Annotated in this window: 19 protein-coding genes, 2 tRNA genes and 1 pseudogene; 11 read left to right on the top strand and 11 right to left on the bottom strand. The window is 37.6% G+C overall.

Annotated elements, in window-relative coordinates; all coding sequences use genetic code 11:
• Positions 1 to 138: 138 nt before the first annotated feature.
• A complete protein-coding gene (locus A5482_RS03805; protein WP_069791159.1) occupies positions 139 to 807 on the bottom strand; it encodes a DUF2834 domain-containing protein in 669 nt (222 codons plus the stop codon).
• Positions 808 to 1036: 229 nt separating this feature from the next.
• Here A5482_RS03805 and A5482_RS03800 point away from each other — a divergent pair, with 229 nt between their 5' ends.
• From A5482_RS03800 to A5482_RS03790, 3 genes are read left to right on the top strand one after another with little or no spacing between them, the layout of a single operon-like run.
• Positions 1037 to 1657, top strand: coding sequence for a DUF4340 domain-containing protein (locus A5482_RS03800; RefSeq protein ID WP_069791158.1), 621 nt, complete (start codon positions 1037 to 1039; stop codon positions 1655 to 1657).
• Positions 1658 to 1703: 46 nt separating this feature from the next.
• On the top strand, positions 1704 to 3164 hold the full coding sequence (locus A5482_RS03795; RefSeq protein ID WP_069791157.1) for a sodium/glutamate symporter: 1461 nt from the start codon (positions 1704 to 1706) through the stop codon (positions 3162 to 3164).
• 55 nt (positions 3165 to 3219) lie between these two features.
• Positions 3220 to 4878 carry a ShlB/FhaC/HecB family hemolysin secretion/activation protein gene (locus A5482_RS03790; protein ID WP_069791156.1) on the top strand — a complete coding sequence of 553 codons (1659 nt, stop codon included), beginning with the start codon at positions 3220 to 3222 and terminating at the stop codon, positions 4876 to 4878.
• Between the two features lie 12 nt (positions 4879 to 4890).
• On the opposite strand, the gene A5482_RS03785 is transcribed toward A5482_RS03790, so the two are convergent.
• Positions 4891 to 5604 (bottom strand): cytochrome b/b6 domain-containing protein, encoded by a 714-nt coding sequence (locus A5482_RS03785; protein ID WP_069791155.1) that lies wholly within the window; start codon positions 5602 to 5604, stop codon positions 4891 to 4893.
• 89 nt (positions 5605 to 5693) lie between these two features.
• On the opposite strand from A5482_RS03785, the gene A5482_RS03780 reads away from it, so the two are divergent.
• Positions 5694 to 7190 (top strand): AAA family ATPase, encoded by a 1497-nt coding sequence (locus A5482_RS03780; RefSeq protein WP_069791154.1) that lies wholly within the window; start codon positions 5694 to 5696, stop codon positions 7188 to 7190.
• Positions 7191 to 7252: 62 nt separating this feature from the next.
• Here the strand turns inward: A5482_RS03780 and A5482_RS03775 are convergent, their stop codons facing one another.
• From A5482_RS03775 to A5482_RS03750, 6 genes and pseudogenes are all read right to left on the bottom strand, one after another.
• Positions 7253 to 8449 (bottom strand): RNA-guided endonuclease InsQ/TnpB family protein, encoded by a 1197-nt coding sequence (locus A5482_RS03775; RefSeq protein ID WP_069791153.1) that lies wholly within the window; start codon positions 8447 to 8449, stop codon positions 7253 to 7255.
• A 321-nt stretch (positions 8450 to 8770) separates the two neighbouring features.
• A pseudogene (locus A5482_RS03770) lies at positions 8771 to 9256 on the bottom strand (M23 family metallopeptidase); the annotation flags it as partial.
• A 1144-nt stretch (positions 9257 to 10400) separates the two neighbouring features.
• The gene (locus A5482_RS03765; RefSeq protein ID WP_069791151.1) at positions 10401 to 10859 is read right to left on the bottom strand and encodes a tRNA (cytidine(34)-2'-O)-methyltransferase; all 459 of its coding nucleotides are present in this window, start codon (positions 10857 to 10859) and stop codon (positions 10401 to 10403) included.
• Positions 10860 to 10883: 24 nt separating this feature from the next.
• Positions 10884 to 11135, bottom strand: coding sequence for a 2Fe-2S iron-sulfur cluster-binding protein (locus A5482_RS03760; protein ID WP_069791150.1), 252 nt, complete (start codon positions 11133 to 11135; stop codon positions 10884 to 10886).
• Between the two features lie 7 nt (positions 11136 to 11142).
• Positions 11143 to 12144 carry a hypothetical protein gene (locus tag A5482_RS03755; protein ID WP_069791149.1) on the bottom strand — a complete coding sequence of 334 codons (1002 nt, stop codon included), beginning with the start codon at positions 12142 to 12144 and terminating at the stop codon, positions 11143 to 11145.
• A gap of 30 nt (positions 12145 to 12174) precedes the next feature.
• On the bottom strand, positions 12175 to 12429 hold the full coding sequence (locus A5482_RS03750; RefSeq protein WP_069791148.1) for a hypothetical protein: 255 nt from the start codon (positions 12427 to 12429) through the stop codon (positions 12175 to 12177).
• Positions 12430 to 12675: 246 nt separating this feature from the next.
• Between A5482_RS03750 and A5482_RS03745 the strand changes: the two genes are divergently transcribed.
• A tRNA-Ile gene (locus A5482_RS03745) sits at positions 12676 to 12748 on the top strand.
• A 9-nt stretch (positions 12749 to 12757) separates the two neighbouring features.
• On the opposite strand, the gene A5482_RS03740 is transcribed toward A5482_RS03745, so the two are convergent.
• Positions 12758 to 13195, bottom strand: coding sequence for a hypothetical protein (locus A5482_RS03740; RefSeq protein ID WP_069791147.1), 438 nt, complete (start codon positions 13193 to 13195; stop codon positions 12758 to 12760).
• Positions 13196 to 13265: 70 nt separating this feature from the next.
• Between A5482_RS03740 and pyrE the strand changes: the two genes are divergently transcribed.
• From pyrE to A5482_RS03720, 4 genes are all read left to right on the top strand, one after another.
• Positions 13266 to 13835, top strand: a complete 570-nt coding sequence (gene pyrE, locus A5482_RS03735; RefSeq protein WP_069791146.1) for an orotate phosphoribosyltransferase — start codon at positions 13266 to 13268, stop codon at positions 13833 to 13835.
• A gap of 49 nt (positions 13836 to 13884) precedes the next feature.
• A complete protein-coding gene (locus tag A5482_RS03730; RefSeq protein ID WP_069791145.1) occupies positions 13885 to 14106 on the top strand; it encodes a hypothetical protein in 222 nt (73 codons plus the stop codon).
• A 5-nt stretch (positions 14107 to 14111) separates the two neighbouring features.
• Positions 14112 to 14525, top strand: coding sequence for an adenosylmethionine decarboxylase (gene speD / locus A5482_RS03725; RefSeq protein ID WP_069791144.1), 414 nt, complete (start codon positions 14112 to 14114; stop codon positions 14523 to 14525).
• A 400-nt stretch (positions 14526 to 14925) separates the two neighbouring features.
• A complete protein-coding gene (locus A5482_RS03720) occupies positions 14926 to 15144 on the top strand; it encodes a DUF4327 family protein (protein ID WP_069791143.1) in 219 nt (72 codons plus the stop codon).
• Between the two features lie 6 nt (positions 15145 to 15150).
• On the opposite strand, the gene A5482_RS03715 is transcribed toward A5482_RS03720, so the two are convergent.
• Both A5482_RS03715 and A5482_RS03710 read right to left on the bottom strand, forming a co-directional pair.
• A complete protein-coding gene (locus tag A5482_RS03715; RefSeq protein WP_446684807.1) occupies positions 15151 to 16290 on the bottom strand; it encodes an anhydro-N-acetylmuramic acid kinase in 1140 nt (379 codons plus the stop codon).
• Between the two features lie 234 nt (positions 16291 to 16524).
• A tRNA-Asn gene (locus tag A5482_RS03710) sits at positions 16525 to 16596 on the bottom strand.
• Positions 16597 to 16732: 136 nt separating this feature from the next.
• Here A5482_RS03710 and A5482_RS03705 point away from each other — a divergent pair.
• Both A5482_RS03705 and map read left to right on the top strand, forming a co-directional pair.
• Entirely contained in the window at positions 16733 to 17221 is a 489-nt protein-coding gene (locus A5482_RS03705; protein ID WP_069791142.1) for a hypothetical protein, read from the top strand.
• A 342-nt stretch (positions 17222 to 17563) separates the two neighbouring features.
• Complete coding sequence (map, locus tag A5482_RS03700; RefSeq protein ID WP_069791141.1) at positions 17564 to 18334, top strand: type I methionyl aminopeptidase; 771 nt, start codon at positions 17564 to 17566, stop codon at positions 18332 to 18334.
• Positions 18335 to 18482 lie beyond the last annotated feature (148 nt).

Genomic DNA, 18482 nt, shown 5'->3' with positions numbered 1-18482 from the left:
ATTTTTTTGTAGAGAAAATTTATAGAAATATAATCTATGTTAGGCAAGAGGTAAAAGTCTGAGGCAAGGGGTAAAAGTTTCAGGCAAGAGGTAAAAGTTTCAGGCAAGGGGCTTAAGCCCCTTGTTAAATAAATAGATTTATGATGCTAAGACTTGAGAATTATTAGGAGTTTCATCAGTGGATAAAGAGGGGCGTAATATCATATATATCAAAGTACCAAATAAAGGTATAAAGGCGATCACCCTTAGCACGGGATTATTAATATTACGTCTTGCCAAATCATCTTTAATAAGTACAGGGAAAAGTAAGCATAAAGCACAAAAATCAAGGCTCATCACATGGATAAATTTACTATTTTGCCATTGATAAACAAAGTTTCCCCAATTACCATCTTTTATTCCAGATACCACTAATATAGTAGTAGCAATTATAAGGGCGATCGCCGTTAACTTACTTTCGACAATTTTAATAAATATCGTTTTTTCCCCCACAAAAGTAGTATTAGATTGCCGCAAAGCAAAATAAGGTAAAAGGGAAAACGCCCCGAGGAAAAAACTACCCACCATAAAAGGAGTCGCCATCAATTTTTGCCCCCTACCATCAACCAAAAGTAAACAAGCATAAATCATCGGTAAGATTCCCATGAGATTAAACAAGCTGATAATATAGGGGTTGATACCATCCCAACTCCCCTTAGAAAGATTAATGATTAAATCCATAGTCTCAGGATTATCAGGAGGGGCAAATAAAAATCCGTAACCTATAAATAAAATCCAAATAGTAAAAAAAACAACTTTATTAACCATAATAAAAAGAGAAAATATTAATTATATATAAATATACATAAGGGCAGATTATTGGGAGAAAAAGATAAAAAAGTTAGTCCTATGGATTGACCTTAATAAATATTCTTACATTTCTTGTTAAAAAAGATTTGAATAAAATAAAACCTATAATCAATTTATCCAATCTACTTAACCACTAAAATAAATTAGTTGAAAATTAATTAAATAATCATCCATTGAATGAGTCCATATGAAATTTAACCGCAGTACCATATTACTAAGTATATTTGCTGTTAGCCTTGCCTCCATTATTTATCTTGTAGAAATTCGCCCTCAATCTAATGTAACAAACAATGACAACGAAAATTTAGTACCACAGGGCGATCGCACAGCGGCACTTGGCGATCGCCTTTTCCCCTTTGACACAGAGCAAATAAAAACCATCACCATCGACCCCCCACAGAGCCTAGAAGATACTCAAACCTTAGTTTTTGAAAAAACCCAAGCAGAAGTGCAACCATGGCAAATGATCGAGCCAGAATCGGTTAAAGCCAACGATGCCTCCATTTCATTTTTATTAAATCTTTTTCCCCAAGCCACCCGACAGTTAGAAATTCCCATGGGTGAAGTATCCTTATCAGAATATGGTTTAGAAACTCCTAGAGCTAAAATCATCATAACCTTAGACAACGAAGAAACCTATGAAATAAACATTGGAGGTAGTAACTTTGACGATAGCCAAATATATGGCCTAATAAAATTTCCCGAATCGGCTTCCCCGTCAGAAGGGGTTTTTCTTCTTTCCAAAAGTTTCTTATTTTCCGTAGAAAGACCATATGAAGACTGGAAAGACTTACCCATGGAAAATTAACCACTAATTATCCATCATCCATTACCCATTACTTACTTATCAAACTATGTTTAGCTTAAGAGACGCACTTTTCGCCTTCGTAATTTTATCAATCTTCATATTAGTAGCTAGACTGATAAAACAAAAAGCCCGTTGGATTCAACAACTATACCTTCCCGAATCAGTGGTGGCAGGTTTTTTAGTCTTGTTGCTAGGGCAAGAAGTCTTGGGTGCCATAATAACCAACCTAGGAGGAGAAAATGCCCTTTTTGCAGGGGGTTTATTTAGTCAGCCCATACGCACCGTTTGGCAACAATCCCCAGGGGTATTTATCAACGTTGTCTTTGCCGCCCTTTTCCTAGGGGAATCCATACCCAATCCCAAACAAATTTGGAAAAAAGCAGCCCCCCAAGTAATCTTTGGGCAAACTTTGGCATGGGGGCAATATGTGGTGGGAATTTTACTCACCCTTCTAATCCTTGTACCTGTATTTGATATGAATCCCCTTGTGGGCAGTCTCATCGAAATCGCCTTTGAAGGAGGGCATGGCACCGCCGCAGGAATGGAACAAACTTTTATTGATTTAAATTTTCCTGAAGGGGGAGATTTAGCTCTCGGATTAGCCACCGTGGGTATCGTTTCAGGGATTATCACAGGAACATTATTAGCTAGTTGGGGCAGAAAAAAAGGACATATCAAAACCTTTAAAAAAGAAGGTCAAAAATTTTCTACCTATGAGGGTTTATCTGCCTCAGAAATAAAAGAAAAAGAAGAAAAAATAAAATTAAAAAGAATTCAACTCTATAAAAATTTATTAATTGATCCTCTTTCCTTAAACTTTGGTTTTGTCGGTTTAGCTATTGCTATTGGTTGGTTAATTTTAGAAGGATTAAAACTCATTGAATCGATGACATGGGGAGCCACAGGATTAACTTTGATGAATTATATTCCCCTTTTTCCCATGGCTTTAATTGGAGGTATTATAGTTCAAATTACCTTAGAAAAAATAGGTCTGAAGGAATTAATAAATCGTCGTTTAATGAATAATTTGGCAGGTTTAGCCCTTGATATAGTGGTGGGGACGGCTCTTGCTTCTATTTCTTTACAGGTTTTGGGAGCCAATATCATCCCTTTTTTATTACTAGGAATTGTTGGTATAATTTGGAATATTTTTGCTTTTGTAGTAATTGCCCCTAAAATCATTCCTTCCTATTGGTTTGAGCGTGGTATCTGTGATTTTGGTCAATCTATGGGAGTTACAGCTACGGGAATTTTACTTTTAAGAATGGTTGATCCTGATAATAAATCTGGTGCTTTTGAAAGTTTTGCCTATAAACAATTATTTTTTGAACCCATTGTCGGAGGAGGTTTATTTACTGCGGCAGCCCCTATTTTAATTAATGAGTTTGGCTCTTTATCCATTCTTTTATTGACTTCTCTATTATTGATTGTCTGGCTAGGATTGGGTTTTTTCTTTTTTGGTAAAGATTCTAAACAAGCACGAATTGCAGAAAAGATTAATCGATAAAATAAAATCTAGTTAAAATTAATTCTGTCTATAAATATCCTTTTGGTCAAATTTTATGGGTGATTCTAAACTGGTTTTTATTGTTTCTTGTTTATGTGGGTATTTAGGCTTAAATAATTTCGGTTTAAGTCCGTGGGTTTTTGCTTTGGAAGGAATAGAAAATAATCAAATTTCTGAGGAATTAAATCAAGAAGTTTTTTTGTTATCTCAGTCAGAAAATGATCAAGGGGTGGCGATAAGTATCAGGGTTGAGGGTAATTCTATTTTTGGGGCAGAAATTGCTCAAATTATTACCTCCTATGATGGTCAAGAATTTACGAACCAAGATTTAGAAAAAATCAGTGCTGATATTACTCAGTTATATCTCAATGATGCTTATCTGACGACAAGGGCTTTTGTGGCAAATATAGATAGTGATGGGGTAGCCATAATTAGGGTAATAGAAGGGGAAATTCAAGCTGTAGAAATTGAGGGAGGAGACAGGTTAGAAGGTTACGTTTTGGATAGAATTGCCCTTGGTACTGAAACGCCTTTTAATTCTGATAAATTAGAAGACCAATTGAAGTTATTAAAATCTGACCCTTTAATCGATAATGTTGAAGCTAGTTTAAGGAGTGGAGAGGGCGTTGGGCAAAGCATTCTCAGTGTGCGGGTGACGGAGGCGAATCCTTTTTCTGGCTCGGTGGCTATTAATAATTATTCTCCCCCAAGGGTGGGAGATGTGCAGGGAGATATTGATTTACGCCATGGGAATGTGTTTGGTTTTGGGGATACTTTTTCGGTGTCGTTTCGTCCTCGTTTTGAGGATTTTTTGAGTACTTATGATCTGAGTTTTACCTATTCAGCGCCCCTTAATCCCATCAATGGCACTCTGGATACAACGGTTAGTTTACAAAGAAATCGCATTGTTAGTGGCCCGTTTGAGGTGTTGGATATTAGTGGTAGTAGTGAGTTTTATGAGGTGAGTTATCGTCAACCTTTGATGCGCACTCCGTTGGCAGAATTTGCCCTTTCTTTGGGGATGAGTTATCGCACGGGGCAAACTTTCACTTTTCAAGGGCCTACCCCTTTTGGCATTGGGCCGGATGAAAATGGTATTTCTCGGACGAATGTATTGACTTTTGGGCAAGACTATGTTAAAAGAGAGCAGTTTGGGGCGTGGGCGGTGCGATCGCAATTTAGGCTTGGTATGGGCTTATTTGATGTTACCATCAGCCAAGCGCCGAATAATCCTGACGGTTACTTTTTTGCTTGGAATGGGCAGGTGCAGAGGGTGCAACTATTGGGGCGAGATCATTTTTTGATTATTCAAGGGGATGTACAGTTAACGGGGGATGCCCTTTTACCCTCGGAACAGTTTAGCATTGGTGGGGGTCAATCTTTACGGGGTTATCGGCAAAATGCGAGATCGGGAGATAATGGTTTTCGTTTTTCCATTGAAGATAGAATAACCGTTTCACGCAATGAGGCACAGGAATCAGTATTACAGTTAGTGCCTTTTTTTGATATGGGGGCGGTGTGGAATGTTTCGAGTAATCCTAATTTTTTACCTTCGCAAAATTTCCTTGCATCCCTTGGTATGGGCTTGATTTGGCAACCAAAACAAAATATTTATTTTCGTTTTGATTATGCACCCCCGTTGATAAATTTGGGCGATCGCACTGATAATATTCAAGATGATGGTCTTCATTTTAACATGAGGTACAATTTTTAATTTGACAATAATTTATTTAATAAAAGAAAATAACCAAGCCCCAAGAATAGATAATAAAATTACCATTTCTAAAAACTTAAAATGGGGGGATAGCTTTGCCCATTCTTTGATAATTATTTCTTTATATTGAGAGGAATTATTAATAATATTCTCCTTCCATAATCGCCAACTATCTTTATCCCTTATCTGTAAATTAATCATAGATAAAAGTAGAGGATAACCGCCTATTTTTACACTCATTAATAAATGTAGAGCGAGGGTTAAAGTTATCACTAATAAAGAAATCAAATGTAAATAGTACCAAATATGATTTAATTCTCCTTCTGGTAGCCATTTTTCATCCATCATTTTGCCACTAAAAACCGCAAATACTAAGCTAAAAAGACTTAACGTATTAACGATTCTATGGAGAGAATACCACCAAATGGGTTTATTAAATAACTTTAGTTGACTAGGGGTATTTTTTTGAATTAATTTGGTTTTTCCACGATGAATAACATAAACAGTAAAAACAGGGAATAATAATAAACTCCATAAACCAAAAGTTCCATGGATACCCTCGATGGCATTCCAATCAGGAAGAAAGTTGATTTTTCCCCATCGGCCATCGTAGGTGTTGTATGTCCAAAACGCAGTCACCATCGCTAAGATAGTAAATATGGCTTGAAAGTTATGGAATATTCTTAATAATAAGGGTTGATAAAGAATAGATTGTTTTTTGGTCATAGGTGGTGATGAATAATATTTATAATTCTGTCATGATAAATTAGTAAGAGTGCGAAAAATATTTAATCCAACATTGGTCAAAATCTGGAATGAAAGAATTTAACCGAGAATTTTCCTTATTATTAAGAGCCTGTTATCCCCTTATTTATGTCTCTAGCAGTGAAGAGGAAAGGGTGGAAAAGGCGATCGCATCTATTACCGAAACCATGGGCAATCGTCATACTTATATCTGGGATTTTGTGGACGGTTATCAAGATAATCCTAATAATACCAATTTTGGCAAACGTAATCCTCTCCAAGCCCTCGAATTTTTGGAGAAATTGCCCCCTAACACAGGGGGAGTATTTATCCTGCGAGATTTTCAAAGATTTTTAGAAGATATTTCCATCTCTCGTAAACTGCGTAACCTTGCCAAAAAACTCAAAGCCCAACCAAAAAATATTGTTATCATTGCCTCGGAAGTCAACCTCCCTGCCGAATTAAGAGAAGTTTTTACGGTGGTTGATTTTCCTTTACCCCAAGCTACGGAAATCAAAAAAGAAATTGAACAATTGATGGTAGGGCAATCGTTGGATGATGAACTTTTAACTGAATTAGTTAGGGCAGCCCAAGGACTATCCCTAGAACGCATCAGAAGGGTGTTGACAAGGGCGATCGCCCAAAATGGCAAATTAGAAGCCGAAGACGTAGAACTAATCCTACAGGAGAAAAAACAGACCATACGTCAAACCCAAATCCTCGACTACTACCCTGCCCAAGAACAAATATCGGACATCGGTGGTTTAGATAACCTCAAAGAATGGTTACTTAGGAGGGGAGGTTCATTTTCCGAATCCGCCAGGGCTTACGGATTGCCCTATCCTCGGGGACTTCTACTTGTTGGTATTCAAGGCACAGGAAAATCTCTCACGGCAAAGGCGATCGCGCATCACTGGCATTTACCCCTCCTCAGGCTAGACGTAGGCAGACTTTTCGGCGGTTTGGTAGGGGAATCAGAATCGCGCACCCGACAAATGATTAACCTAGCCGAAGCCCTTTCCCCCTGTATTCTCTGGATTGATGAAATTGATAAAGGATTTTCAGGTGCCGACGGTAGGGGCGACTCGGGCACCACCAGCCGAGTATTCGGCACATTTATCACTTGGTTAGCGGAGAAAAAAAGCCCTGTTTTTGTGGTGGCTACAGCCAATAATATTCAAAATTTACCAGCAGAAGTTTTAAGAAAAGGAAGGTTTGACGAAATATTCTTTGTGGGTTTACCTAGCCAAGACGAAAGGGAAGCCATTTTTGCGGTGCATCTCAACCGACTACGCCCCCACAACCTCGAAAAATTTGACATGAAAAGACTTGCCTACGAAACCCCCGAATTTTCTGGGGCAGAAATCGAACAAACCATCATAGAAGCTATGCACCTCGGCTTTAGTCAAAATCGAGACTTTATCACCGATGACATTCTCATGGCAGCTAGTCAAATTATACCCCTAGCCCGTACTGCCCGAGAACAAATCGAATTCCTAGAGCAATGGGCATCATCGGGAAAAGCCCGTTTAGCTTCTCGCAACTATCAATTAAAGATAGATAATTAAAGCATAGTTAACAAAGTATCTACATTGACACTCCCCACGAATAAATTCGGGGGATTCTAAATTCAACCACCCAACTTATCAGACAAGCTCTCGCTTAACTGACAGAGGTTGATGTGTCCATTAGCGTTTACCAGTTCAAGACTGGAAGTTGGGGACTGCCCATCCCTACTTAATTCTCTCAATGCTTTAGCTAAAATATTGATTGCCGCCGCTTCATCCCTATCCAGAATACAACCACATTGACAAACATGAGTTCTTTGAGACAAAGTTTTCTTAACCACAGTCTGACAATTAGGACATTCTTGGCTAGTGTATTGTGGGCTTACAGCATACACAACCTTGCCCATTACCTTGCCGTAGTATTCTAACCAATCAAAAAACGTTCCCCAACTGGCATCATTAATACTTTTAGCTAAACAATGGTTTTTAACCATATTTTTAACAGTTAATTTTTCATAGGCTATCAAATCGTTAGATTTAACTACGCACCGAGCTAATTTTATGAGCCAGTCTTTACGTTGCCTTGATACTTTTAAATGTTTTCTACCTAACTTGTTACTAGCTTTCTTACGAGTGTTACTCCCTTTTTTCTTTTTGCTCAGTTGTCTTTGAAGTCTTTTTAGTTGCTTCTCGGACTTTCTTAAATATCTAGGATTATCAATCTTATTACCGTTTGAATTAGTATAAAAATGAGATAAACCAACATCTAAACCGATAGCATTACCACTGGGCTTAATATCTTCAATTCGTTCTTGGTCAATACAGAATTGTGCATAGTAGCCGTCTGCCCTGCGAATAACTCTTACCCGTTTAATTTGAGTGAGTTGATAATAGTTCAGATCTAAGCCACCCCGCATCTTAAACCACCCTGCCTTAAAACCATCACGAAAATTAATAGATTTTCTGTCTTCCGACAGTTGCCACCCAGAAGTCTTGTACTCGACCGACCTTCCTTTTTTAAACTTAGGAAAACCCTTTTTCTTAACTGATGGATTCTTGCAGTTATCATAAAATCGTTTTATCGAAACCCAAGCCCTTTCGCTACTAGCTTGACGAGCCATCGAATTGAGCTTTTTTGCCCATTCAAACTCCTGAGCTAATTCTTTACAGAGTCTTGATAAATCATACTGCCCAACCTTTTGATTATCCATCCAATAGCGAATACAGGAATTACGCACAAAACTAGCTGTACGAATCATTTCTTCTATTTTTTGGTATTGAGATGAGTTGCCGTATAATTTAGTTTCAATAACTAACATCTATTTTATGGAGCTTTATATACCATAAGATTATTATATACTACTTTGTTGGTTTTTGTGGAATCCTTCGGATGTTTTTATTATTTGTCGGCTTATATCCCCATGCCTAAAGGCAGGGGCTTTACGCCAAATTTTCGGTAAAGCTGATAAAAAACAAAGCGACGCAGAAAATTAAGCTAAAAACTAATGCCCCCCAAGTTCAACAATTAACTACAAGGGGGGATTTTTGTAAGTAGATTTACAACCAGATGACTTATATCACCTCTGTTTTGAACATCTCTTTCATTGAGATTTAACAAATAATTATTTTTTAAACTCAAATTATCTTCTAGCTAAATGCCCCATGGGATTAACAGCTCGTCCTCCACGGTGAATTTCAAAGTGAAGGTGAGGTCCTGTACTAAATCCAGTACTACCCATGTCGGCAATTAACTGCCCCTGTCTTACCCTTTGTCCTGCACGAACATGGTTACGGCTGTGGTGGGCATAAAGAGTGATTGAGCCATCAGCGTGCCGAATACGTACCCAGTTGCCATAACCTCCTGAATTCCAACCAGAGGTAATCACTTCTCCATCTGCGGAGGCAACGATAGGAGTACCCACTGGTCCTGCAATATCTATCCCTCGGTGCATTCTACCCCAACGAGGGCCATATCCAGAGGTAAATACTCCCTTTGCTGGCCACATATAGCCATTAAAAGGTCTTTGGGTTTCGGGTAAAAATTGTTCGGGGGAGTTGAGTTGAGGAGGAATATCGGGAGAATTAATATCTCCTGCGGGGGGCATATTTGCTGGGTTATAGGAGTCCACCTGAATACGAACGGGAATTGATGCGACTTCCGTTGGGGGTGTTACTTGGGTAGGATCATTATTGCTAAATTCTCTAGTATTGAAATTAAGTGTTTCTTGATCGGTAATGAGGGTAGGTTGATTATTGCTGGTAAAGCTCTGTACTTGAATGGGTACAACCGCAGTTTCTCTATATTCAGGCTCATATTTTTGGGTAAAGTCTTCTGGAAGATTAGAGGCGTTTTCTGTAAGGGTTGCTTGACCATTGACTTCAAAGCTCGAAGAGGAGTTATTATCGTTGATGGTGAAGTCTATTTGTGTGGGAATCAAAACGGGTTGATTCTGGGAGATGTTTTGTGGTGTATTTTCCGATGCAGGAACTATTACTGGAATCGGAATCCCAGATGTCGATTCGGGGCTAACATTTTCTACTGCAATGGGAATGCCTTCTGGAGATGATTGGGCGATGGTTGTTTCTTGATTTTGAGTCAGGTTTAATCTAGGGGTGTTTTGTTGTGTGTTGCCCTGATAGTTACTGATTTGTTGGGGGTTGGTGATATTTTGTGCTTCTTGGTTATTATTTAGTTCAAATACAGCGGACAATTCAGGTTGTTCATTGGCACTAAGTAGTTGTTTCAATCTACGGTTACTGGCAATGTCTAGTTTTTGTCTCTGTAGTCCTTCTGGGGTTGGGTTAAATACTTCGGTATTTTGTATTTCTTCTTTATCTGGGCTTAAGGAAGCTAGTTGCTCTGAGTTACTGATTAAAAGAGTAGGGCTATTAATGGCGGTTTCATTGATAACTACTGCGGATGCTGATTCTGGTATTGCAATAATTCCTAGGGCGATCGCCAATGCTCCTTTATAAATATCCTTAGATGTATATTGAAAATTCATTATTTCGTTCCTGTTACTTAATACTAATCAAAATAATAGACAGAAAACTACAAACAGAAATCAGTGAAATTACTGTTAAGTCATCATCAAAGTCATTAAATCTTAAGAAATTGTTAAGATATTTTAAAGTTAAATACTAACTCAATCTATCAGTAAATGTACACTTTGTGATCGAAAAGATCAAAAAACTGTCAAAAAAAATTGATGATGATATTTTGGTTTAATTAGTCTTGTCTATTTGTGACTGTGAAAATAGGTTTTTGGTTCACAATTTTCGTAATTGGCGACGGGTTTCAAATAAAACAACCGCAACACTAACCGATAAATTTAAACTGCGCACGGTGCCTTCCTCCATGGAAATAAAACTGGTCAAATCACATTGTGCCAGAAGTTCTGGGGGTAATCCGTTGGTTTCGCTACCAAATAATAACCAATCATGTTCTAAATATTCACAATCTAAATAGTCTTTTTTTCCCCGTACACTGTAACCAATTAAGCGCCCTCCCCGTTGTTTGGCAACCCCTAAGAATTCTTCGATGTCATTATGGTAAGACAATTTAACATGGGGCCAATAATCTAGCCCGGCTCGTTTTAAGTAGCGATCGCTAATTTCAAACCCCAATGGACCAACTAAATGAAGCTCTGTGGCAGTACCGGCACAAGTTCTGGCAATATTACCTGTATTGGGAGGAATTTGGGGATGGACTAAAACAATTTTAGGCATAAATAAATAATCTAAATCAAACTTTTACCAAACAGGATCAGAGTATACATTAATTGTTAACTCTTTTTTTCCAGAGGGTACAGCACTGATACAAGCACAAATCACATCTTCTTGTCCTTCATCGGTTCCTATTTCCACCTCACAGGCGTGACAAGAACCCATTAAACACCCTGTGGGGATGAATACCCCCGCACGAGATGCAACCTCTAGTATCGGCTCTCCTACTTGGGCTTCTGCAATCACGTTATCTGGTAAAAATTTAACTTTTACGGTCATTTTTGCTTTACTTTTTTAGCTGATTGATAATATTTTTATACCTAAAGTATAGGTCTTCTCCCGGAATCGGCTTTTCAAATTCGGCAGGATGATCAAATTCTGTAAGGGGATAATGGCTTCTAATGTCTTTTGCAGTTTCATAAAAGCTATTCCACAGGGTTAATAGTTCGAGTAGTCTTTGAAATTGAACGTAGAGATCTTGATATTTCCTTTTTAGGGCGATGTATTGAAACATTCTGGCAAAATCTTCATCATTGGTATTTTCAGCAGGAATTTCAATGATATTACTGAGTTTGATAAATTTTTCTCCGTTAATTTTGACAAATGAAACTATTTCCTCAAAGTTTTGTAGATTTTTTGTTAGGAGGTAATCTATCATGTCAGATACTGTTTTTAGTAAGGAGAAATCCTCTAAATTATACTTTTTAAATAGGTATAATAATTTTAGGGCTAGTTCATCTTGACGGGCGGCAGCGGTTAATGTTTCGACGTAGGAATTAACTGCAAATTTTCCTTCTTCTGTTTTTATCCCTGTCAAAATTAATTCTTTTTCTGCATTTAATGCTTCGATAAATTCCTCGGCGTTTATTTTTTGTTCTAATTTATTTAAAACAAATTGATAAAGCTCTTGTTGTTTGCTACTGCGGTGGGAAAGTTCGATTTGCTCAATTTTTAGGAAGGTACTTTGTGCTTCTATAGCGACTCTGAAAAGGGCGACATAGTTTCTTAGTCCTTTATATTCTCCTATTTCTTGGGCAAATAGATTGGTAATATTGAAGAAGGTAACGAATTCTGGCTCAATAAATTTAGGGTTATCTAAAGCTCTACCAATGGGAGTTAAAATTTTTAGTTCTGACATCACTTGTTCGTGATGTTTTATCACCTCATCAGGGATTTTTTCTTGATCTTTATGGATGATTGATTCTAGTTTTTCTACCATGGTACGATCGCCCCATAACGGACGATTCCACCAAGGTTTTTCTATGTTTTTATCAGAATCATTATTCATTTACTATCTTTTAAAATAAAATTTTATTAATTATCTTCGAGAATTTTTATGTCTTTGTTTGATGTCGTTAATTTCTTTTAAAAGTTCTTGTTCATTTATCAAAGAAAACTCTTGATCTGGATCATTATTTTTGCGATCAATGTACTGTGTCGTAGGATTTTCTTGGGGTGACGAGATTCCTGCTAAGGATTCATTACCCAAATAATGGGCGATCGCCCCTGTGGCTACTCCTGCGGAAATACTACCAAAAATAACAAACAAAAAAGTAATTACACCTGTATTCATAGTCAACGATTATAACAATATTTAATAACTTTAAAAATATCCTAAAAAAAATAACTCACTAATAATAAAATCCAACAAGCCATGGCATTTTAACTCTACTTTATCCTTTATTCACTCACTAATATATAGTTAAAAATATTATCTGTCCATGGACAATTATAGAGGAATCGACTTATCTTGACACAAAAAAATAACCTTTAAAATTTGACAAAAGGGTACTAATATCTTTTATAATGGTAAAAGTGACCAGGGTTGGCCGAGCGGTTGAGGCAGCGAACTCATAATTCGCCCTAGACAGGTTCAACTCCTGTACCCTGGATTTTTCCCCTTAAGGGATTAGATAGTCGGGATTGGTTCTCAGGGAGTCTCTGAAAGGACTATCCATGTCCCTCGTACGTACCCGAGGAGAGCCTTCTTGAAGTTGTTTGAAATAATCGCTCATAATAACATTCAAGAGAAAACCATCCCTAGCAATGCTATTTTCGGGATAAGAACCTTCAAGACTACCCCTTAAACCTAACATAGAATCGAGAAATCCACTGATAGAGGACTTTTCAAAGAAATCTCCACTGTGATAATGAAAAGTTTTTTCTACTAATTCAGGAAATGTAAGAGTAACCTCAGGCTCAACTACTTCTGGGGAGTTATACCTACTTTGAGCCATCAATTCGACATCCGATGCCCTAGCATCAGAAGGGGGATTAAGAACGCAGGTAAGAGTGGTTAACGCTGCGATGGTGACAAAACGAGAAATTTTTGGGAACATAATTAATTGTTTGCTAAAATCATGTTTGCTCTAATTGTAACGAAAACTAGAATTAAATATCTTTAATATTATGGAAAACAACAGCTTATCTCTCAAACAACAGTTACTGGATATGTTTGTGGAGTATGCCTATCAAGAGGGAGATTTTACCCTATCCTCTGGACAAAAAAGTAATTTTTATTTAAACGGTAAACAAGTTACTCTTAGGGCGCAAGGGGCTTTAGCGGTGGGTAAATTAATCCATGAAATGCTTGCTGATGATGCTCAAGCGGTGGCAGGGCTTACCCTTGGGGCTGATCCCATGGTGAGTGCAGTAAGTGTGGTTTCCGCCTACGAAAATAACCCTATTCCAGCCTTGATTATCCGCAAAGAAGCAAAGGGCCATGGTACTAAAGCCTATATCGAAGGTCCTAGTTTACCACAAGGGGCGATCGTTACCGTCCTAGAAGATGTTGTCACTACGGGAAAATCGGCTATGTTAGCGGTAGAAAGACTCACCGATGCTGGGTACAAAGTTGATAAAATTATATCTTTAGTGGACCGTCAAGCTGGGGGCGCCGAATTTTATCAGTCTCAAGGATTACAATTTGAGAGTATTTTTACTATTTCTGATATTCAAGCTAGACACAAAGAAAAATAGGTAAAATTTCTTGACAAATTAGACATTTTTATATAATATTGTATCTTACGTGAGATTAGTTAGTTTTTTAAGCACTTCAAAATTGCGATCGTTACCTCCCGAGGAATCTAGTCAGGATTCCCAGTCAGGAAAATTTAAAAAAAGGATTTTACCAATTACCAATATTTTCCTAAATCTTCTTCTTCATAGAAGGGTGGCGGTTGATGCTGTAGTGTCAGAAACTAAAACTCTTGCCAATGCAAATTATCAAAGAGAGTATAGAGTGAGTTGACAAGAATGAATAAAGTGGGTACACATTTAGTGGTAGACGCTTGGGAAGCACCGGCGGATCTTTTAAATAGTCCTGAAAGAATCCGTCAAGCATTATTAGATGCCATCAGTGCTGGTAAAGCGACATTGATTGATATGTGTGTACACCAATTTAGTCCCCATGGTGTAACAGCTACCGTTACCCTCGCGGAATCTCATATTGCTATTCATACATGGCCAGAACATGGTTACTTTGCCGCAGATTTATTTTTCTGTGGTGCTGGGCAACCAAAGGAAGCTATGAAAGTGTTACAAGTTGCGCTCGAAGCCAAAAAAGCCACCATGCGAGAAATCGACAGGGGTTTTGAACAACCAATTCATGAACAATTGACTGATGCTATCAGCGAAAGTCTTGTTTCTGATTTACAGGCTGTCGGTTAAACTTTTCTTGTAACATTGTCTAAGAAATCTCTCCTGATAATGTCAAAAAAAATCACTATCTAGCTAATAAATTTTTATGGCATTTACTTCAGGTAAAAACGAGATCTATTACTATGATGATTAGGTATAAGTTTACTTTTTTTTAGTTTATTTTATGCCTAATCTCTCGTTATATCTTTACTTTTAAACATCTAAGAAAATATTGTAATAATCGATACAGTTACAGGAATTATCGATTTAAGAAAATTCTTTTTGGTTGCCGATTGGATTGAAATATGCTAATAATGGAGTAGGAAGGCTAAAAATTACTCTCTAAGCAAAATATATAGTTTTCTTTGGTTCGATAGATTACTCAACAATCAAATCACTTTTATCGTATTAGTAAAGTATTAGGAATTTTATGTCCCAGAAGCAAGTAATTCATCCCATGGTGAAGTTGCAACAAAAAGTCGTGTCATTGGTTAATTCTCAGATTATCAAGCCTGATGATAGTATCGGCAAGATTGCTCTTTTATTTGGTGATAAATGGTCATTTTTCAAGTCAGAGTTAGTTTCCTATGGTTTTTCTATGCAGGATCCTGTTAGTGATATTCTAGTGGTAGAAACGTGGGATGACTAGGTTTTGTTAATGGGGGTGATGAATCTCTCCGAGAAGGGTTTCTTTCTTCGCCCCTGTTACTACGGGTAAGTTTCCGGCAAAGGAGTTGACTCGCCAATAGGCTAGGATGGCAAAGGCGATCGCCTCTTTAAACTCTGTGCTAACGTTAAAGTCATCAGTGGTTAAAAGGTTAACTGTGGGTAAATTTGCCTGTAGTCTTTCTTTTAAATAACTGTTGCTACTACCTCCCCCCCCTAAAATCAAATCATGGGGTAACTGGGGTAAAAATTTCTCATAGTTATAGGCAATGGAAGCGGCAGTTAACTCCGTGAGGGTGGCTAAAAAATCAGTCTCTGACAATTCAAAAGACTGGGCATCATGGCAACATTTTTCCAGATAAAGATGTCCAAATAATTCCCTGCCAGTGGATTTTGGTGGTTTTTGCCCAAAGAAATCTTGTTTTAACCATGTTTTAACTAGGGGCATACAAGGCTTACCCTGCCGACTCCATTCCCCATTAAAATCATAGGTTTTTTGATTATTCGTAAACTTTTGTACGGCCAAATCAATTAAAGCATTTCCAGGTCCTGTATCCCAACCCATAATGAAATCTTGCCATTGGGGTTGATGGGTGGGCGGAAGATAGGTAACGTTGCCGATACCCCCAATATTTTGTAAACAGCGATGATGTTTGGGGTGAGAAAAAAGACACAAATCAATTTTAGATACTAAGGGTGCCCCATGGCCTCCCATGGCGATGTCTGCTTGACGAAAATTGTTGACGGTTTTTATGTTGGTGAGATGGGCAATCAAATCTCCTCTACCTAATTGGAGGCTATAACCGAGATGATGATTATGGGCGGGTTGATGAAATACTGTTTGCCCGTGAGAGCCAATAAGCTCAACTTTCACACTTTCTGGGATAACATTTATAGTAGCATCAGCAAAACAAGAGGCGATCGCGCCGTCTAACCGTGCTAACTCCTCCATGGAAATACTAGCACCCTCACACACCGACAAAATTTGAGAGCGTAAATCATCAGGATAAGGGAAAGTTTGCCCTGCTAATAAACGGACATCCAAATCTAAACCCTCACCTTCTATCTCTACCACCACCGCATCGATGCCATCCACCGAAGTACCACTCATCAAACCAACAACTATCATAAAAAAACCTACAACAATCAATTTTCGATTATTATAAACTTCCATGGTGTTTTAATACCCAAGCCTTACTAAATCTAACTGTGATTTCTCTCTTAGATATACAATTTTGATAACACCACTATTTGAACTCTCCTACTAATAAATCCGTAGGATTTTGTCTATTCTTGGTAAAATAGATAGTAGAAACAATAAAGACAAGAGATGTATTCCCTTGCTTTTAGGTTTGATTATTAACTCCCCGAGTAGGATTCGAACCTACGACCAATCGGTTAACAGCCGACCGCTCTACCACTGAGCTATCGAGGATTGCTCTTCACATTTATTTATTATAGCTAGTGACTAAAAAAAAAGCAAGGGTGAAAATAATCTTTTTTTTCAAAACAACTTCAAACTGCCAAAAATTAGCTTATGCTAAAAATTGAATCATTAACCAACAAACCCCATGTTAACCCAGCATCGCCCCGTCTCCATCTCCTATTTATCCACTAATCTTAATCTATTGGCACAACTTACCACCATTGCCACCATCTATCAACGCCAAGAAGATACCTGTCATTTAGTCCTCAAAAACGTTGACTTTCATGGTGTAGAAAAACACACAGGAGACAATCAACAATCAATTCCCTCCAAAACCAATCACAAAAACCTAATTTGGCTCGAAATTTCCCCCTACAGAGTAATCATGACTCAACAACATCAAAGCCAACTAAACTACAGACACTTTTGGGAAAAAGGCGTTTATGGAGTTAGTAGATATTGGTTAAATACCAAAGAAGAAAAACTCCATAATCAAAAAATATATTTGCGTAACTATACCCGTAACTTAACCACCATTGGCGGCAACATTCCAGAATCCCTCAGAATTGACTATGAATTATGGACGAATAACCTTAACTTAGGACACTATATATTACACATTGAAATAAACTGAGGTTAGGTATAATTTTCAGTTGACGTAGAGAATAGTAATCATATTTTGAATATAAAATAGGTTGCCCTAAATAAAATGAGAGTTATAAAGAAAAAGGGTTTAGAAAGATACAAAAAATACTTGAAAATAACACCTTCTTTGGCAACAACGCTGTTAAAAGTATAAAATCGCAAACATAACACTAAGATAGTAAGACATTATTATTCTTAATTCTCAATTACCCCGACGAAACCGTTTTTAAATCACACCGTCATTAATTATCCTCTTTCCTGAAAAATCAAACTCTTCGGTAAAATAAGAATATAGTTAAGTTTTATTTACAATTAGAAAGAGATAAATTAAATGGGTAACGAAAATATAGTGCTTTTATCCTCTAGGGAAATTGAAAAAATGCGTCAAGCAGGAAAATTAGCGGCGCAATTATTAGAACATTTAGGCACCATGGTTAAACCAGGGGTTAGCACCTATGACATTAACGAAGAGGCGGAAAGATGGACAAAAGCCAAGGGGGCAGTCAGCGCACCTTTAAACTATGGTAATCCTCCTTTTCCTGCATCTATTTGTACCAGTGTTAATGAGGTAATTTGTCATGGTATCCCTAGTAAAAGCCATATCTTGAAAGATGGAGATATTATCAATATTGATGTAACTCCCAAATTAGACGGTTATCATGGGGATACTTCCAAAACTTTTTTTGTGGGTAATCCTTCCTCTAGTACCAAAAAATTAGTAGAAGTGACGGAGGAATGTTTGTACCGTGGTATTAATGCGGTTAAACCTAATGGCAGAATTGGTGATATTGGGGCGGCTATTCAGGAATATGCCGAAAGTTGTGGTTTTTCGGTGGTGCGTAATTTTGTAGGCCATGGTATAGGTAGAGTTTTTCATACGGCACCCCAAGTACCCCATTATGGTAAAAAAGGTACTGGGAAAAAGATTCGCCCCGGGATGGTATTTACCATTGAACCTATGATTAATGAAGGTACATGGGAATCGGATATATTAGATGATAATTGGACGGCGGTAACAAAAGATCGTAAATTATCAGCCCAGTTTGAGCATACCATTGCGGTAACAAAGGAAGGGGTAGAAATTCTGACGGTAAATAAATAAATTGCAGGTATTGGTTATTAGACGTTGATACAAGTTTTCGGTTAAGTTTACTTTATCTATTTATAGCAATTATCATGGTTACGGGGTACAAAATGATCCCCCTAAATCCCCCGCAAATTCGGGGGACTTGAAAATCATAAATGTATCA

Source organism: Cyanobacterium sp. IPPAS B-1200, assembly GCF_001747005.2.
Lineage (GTDB): Bacteria > Cyanobacteriota > Cyanobacteriia > Cyanobacteriales > Cyanobacteriaceae > Cyanobacterium.
The sequence above is the reverse complement of the archived record's forward strand: the minus strand, read 5'-3'. Positions and strand labels throughout refer to the sequence as shown.